The organism is Pseudomonas sp. LSJ-87 (assembly GCF_032971465.1).
GTDB lineage: Bacteria > Pseudomonadota > Gammaproteobacteria > Pseudomonadales > Pseudomonadaceae > Aquipseudomonas > Aquipseudomonas putida_Z.
Genome location: NZ_JAWJYQ010000091.1, coordinates 1 through 2,895, shown reverse-complemented (window position 1 = coordinate 2,895; position 2,895 = coordinate 1). Strand labels below are relative to the sequence as shown.

The following is a 2,895-nucleotide window of genomic DNA, read 5'->3' as shown; positions in this document are numbered from 1 at the left end:
TCACCGCGTCGCCTGTTTCGCGGCGGTTCGACGCTTCGACTTGCCCGCTCCCACACCGATCATGTCAGCCTGATGGCATTCTTACAGGCTTGTGCGATCCCTGTGGGAGCGGCCGTTCGCCGCCGCCGGCAGCCCTTTTCCTATGCAAGCCAACAGCCCATAGCTATCATGCCTGCCTTATTCCAAGTCGAGACTGGCATGCTGAAGTTGTTGAATCTCCTCAAGGATGGTCGGTTCCATTCCGGAGAAGCTCTGGGGTCGGCACTCGGGGTAAGTCGCAGCGCCGTTTGGAAGCAGCTGCAGCACCTGGAGAGCGAACTGAACCTCACCATTCACAAGGTTCGTGGGCGCGGCTATCAGCTGGCGGCGCCACTGGCTTTGCTCGATGCACAAGCGATTGCCGAGTTTGCCGAAGGCGAGCAGTGGCCCGTTTTCATCCACGAAACCATCGACTCGACCAATGCCGAAGGCCTGCGGCTCGCCGGGGAAGGGCAGAACGCTCCATTCCTGGTCCTGGCTGAGCGCCAGAGCGCCGGCCGTGGTCGTCGCGGTCGGCAGTGGGTCAGCCCGTTTGCCGAAAACCTCTATTACAGCCTGGTGCTCCGTGTGGATGGCGGCATGCGCCAGCTCGAGGGCTTGAGCCTGGTGGTGGGGTTGGCGGTAATGCGTACCCTGCAGGCGTTTGGGGTAAAGGATGTGGGGCTCAAATGGCCCAACGATGTCCTCGTTCGCGGGCAGAAGATCACCGGTATCCTCCTGGAGTTGGTGGGTGACCCGGCAGATGTCTGTCACGTGGTGCTGGGTATCGGCATCAATGTGAACATGCAGGTCAACGATCAGGTCGACCAGGTGTGGACCTCGATGCGCCGCGAAGTAGGGGCGGCAGTCGACCGTAACCGGCTGGTAGCGTTGCTCACTCAGCAATTGCAGCACGAATTGGCACGGCATCGTCGCTACGGGTTTGCCGCATTCCAGGAAGAATGGGAGCAGGCGCACCTCTGGCAGGGGCGCAATGTTTCTCTGGTTGCCGGTAGCACGCGTATTGATGGCGTGGTTCTTGGCGTCGACGGGCAGGGCGGCTTGCGCCTTGAGGTGGACGGGGTGGAAAAGAGCTTCAGTGGTGGTGAGCTCAGTTTGAGGTTGCGTGATGATTCTTGAGCTCGATTGCGGTAACAGCTTCATCAAGTGGCGGGTAATCCACGTCGCTGATGCAGCGATTGAAAGCGGCGGTATCGTCGACTCCGATCAGGCGCTGGTGGCCGAAGTGGCTGCGCTGGCTTCGGTACGTCTGACCGGCTGCCGCATTGTAAGTGTGCGCAGTGAGGAAGAAACCGATGCGCTTTGCGCGCTGATTGCCCAGGCATTTGCCGTGCAAGCGCGCGTGGCGCACCCCGCCCAGGAAATGGCGGGTGTGCGCAATGGCTATGACGACTACCAGCGCCTGGGCATGGACCGTTGGTTGGCGGCGCTCGGAGCATTTCACCTGGCCAAGGGCGCTTGCCTGGTCATTGACCTGGGCACCGCTGCCAAAGCGGATTTCGTTGCGGCGGACGGTGAGCACCTGGGTGGCTACATCTGCCCGGGTATGCCATTGATGCGTAGCCAGTTGCGTACTCACACCCGGCGTATCCGTTATGACGATGCCTCGGCCGAGCGTGCATTGGCCAGCCTGGCGCCAGGTCGCTCGACTGTCGAGGCGGTCGAGCGCGGTTGCGTGTTGATGCTCCAGGGTTTTGCGCGTACCCAGCTCGAGCAGGCGCGTGCGTTGTGGGGGGAGGATTTCACGGTGTTCCTCACAGGTGGCGATGCGCCGCTGGTTAGGGAGGCCGTGCCCCAGGCGCGTGTCGTGCCTGACCTGGTTTTCGTAGGCCTGGCTATGGCCTGCCCATTGGATTGAGGTGCCTATGCGTTGGTTGTTTCTGCTGTTACTGGTGCTCAACGTCTTCTATTACGTGTGGCACCAGCAGGAAGCCCCGCTGAAGGTCAAGGAAGTCGCGCCCCTGTCGCTGTACAAGGGGAATCAGCAAGAAATCCGCCTGTTGCGCGAAACGGGGGTGTCGGCGCCACCCAAGCGCCGGGATGAGTGCCTGGTGGTCGGTGGCGTGATGGGGCAGGGCCAGCTCGATGCACTGCGTCAGCGCCTGTTGAGCCTGGATATTGCCACGCTGCCGGTGGTGGGGCAGCTGCCAGGGGCGGATGGTCGTTGGCTCAAGGTTGCCCCGGAAAGCGAGCGTTTGCTGGACCAAACCATGCTCGCGACTCTTTCCAACGATTTCAAAGACTTAAAACACAAAATTATTTTCTGCCAGGGTATTGCAACTGGCGAATAGCTTGATAGAATGGCGCCCGCTTCACAGGGAACACCACTCAGGTGGCAGAACTGGAAGCGGTGTCAAAGCAGCTAAGTTTCAGATTTGATTGAAAAAATTTGAAAAAACGCTTGACACTAGGGCGGCAGACAAATAGAATGCCGGCCACATCTGGAGGGATTCCCGAGCGGTCAAAGGGGACGGACTGTAAATCCGTTGCGAGAGCTTCGAAGGTTCGAATCCTTCTCCCTCCACCAGTTTTAGCGAGAGCCGCAAGCTCCGCGGGTATAGTTTAGTGGTAGAACCTCAGCCTTCCAAGCTGATGATGCGGGTTCGATTCCCGCTACCCGCTCCAAGTTTGCTGGATTTTGCACAAAGTGTTTCGCTCTTGTAGCTCAGTTGGTAGAGCACACCCTTGGTAAGGGTGAGGTCAGCGGTTCAAATCCGCTCAAGAGCTCCATATAAACAAGGCAGATATGAAAATATCTGCCTTTGTTTTATCAGCGCAAGACTATTTCTTCTGCGGAGGATTGTATCGATGGCTAAGGAAAAGTTTGATCGTTCCCTTCCCCACGTTAACGTCGGC

3 protein-coding genes and 3 tRNA genes are annotated in these 2,895 nt (G+C 58.9%); all 6 read left to right on the top strand.

Annotated features, from left to right (window positions below; genetic code table 11):
- Positions 1-198 precede the first annotated feature (198 nt).
- The 6 genes from birA (at position 199) to RYH74_RS26130 (ending at position 2,769) form a co-directional block, all read left to right on the top strand.
- The gene (gene birA, locus RYH74_RS26155; RefSeq protein ID WP_317410594.1) at positions 199-1,158 is read left to right on the top strand and encodes a bifunctional biotin--[acetyl-CoA-carboxylase] ligase/biotin operon repressor BirA; all 960 of its coding nucleotides are present in this window, start codon (positions 199-201) and stop codon (positions 1,156-1,158) included.
- Entirely contained in the window at positions 1,148-1,897 is a 750-nt protein-coding gene (locus tag RYH74_RS26150) for a pantothenate kinase (protein ID WP_075044427.1), read from the top strand. Before birA ends, RYH74_RS26150 begins: the two co-directional genes overlap by 11 nt.
- A gap of 7 nt (positions 1,898-1,904) precedes the next feature.
- The gene (locus RYH74_RS26145; protein WP_317410593.1) at positions 1,905-2,330 is read left to right on the top strand and encodes a hypothetical protein; all 426 of its coding nucleotides are present in this window, start codon (positions 1,905-1,907) and stop codon (positions 2,328-2,330) included.
- A gap of 152 nt (positions 2,331-2,482) precedes the next feature.
- Positions 2,483-2,566 (top strand) — tRNA-Tyr (locus RYH74_RS26140).
- A 24-nt stretch (positions 2,567-2,590) separates the two neighbouring features.
- Positions 2,591-2,664 (top strand) — tRNA-Gly (locus RYH74_RS26135).
- A gap of 29 nt (positions 2,665-2,693) precedes the next feature.
- Positions 2,694-2,769: transfer RNA gene (locus tag RYH74_RS26130), tRNA-Thr, on the top strand.
- Positions 2,770-2,895: the final 126 nt, after the last annotated feature.

What these genes read in the sequence shown, in the direction of transcription:
- birA (WP_317410594.1), top strand. Translation starts at nt 199, where the DNA reads ATGCTGAAGTTGTTGAATCTCCTCAAGGATGGTCGGTTCCATTCCGGA.
- RYH74_RS26150 (WP_075044427.1), top strand. Translation starts at nt 1,148, where the DNA reads ATGATTCTTGAGCTCGATTGCGGTAACAGCTTCATCAAGTGGCGGGTA.
- RYH74_RS26145 (WP_317410593.1), top strand. Translation starts at nt 1,905, where the DNA reads ATGCGTTGGTTGTTTCTGCTGTTACTGGTGCTCAACGTCTTCTATTAC.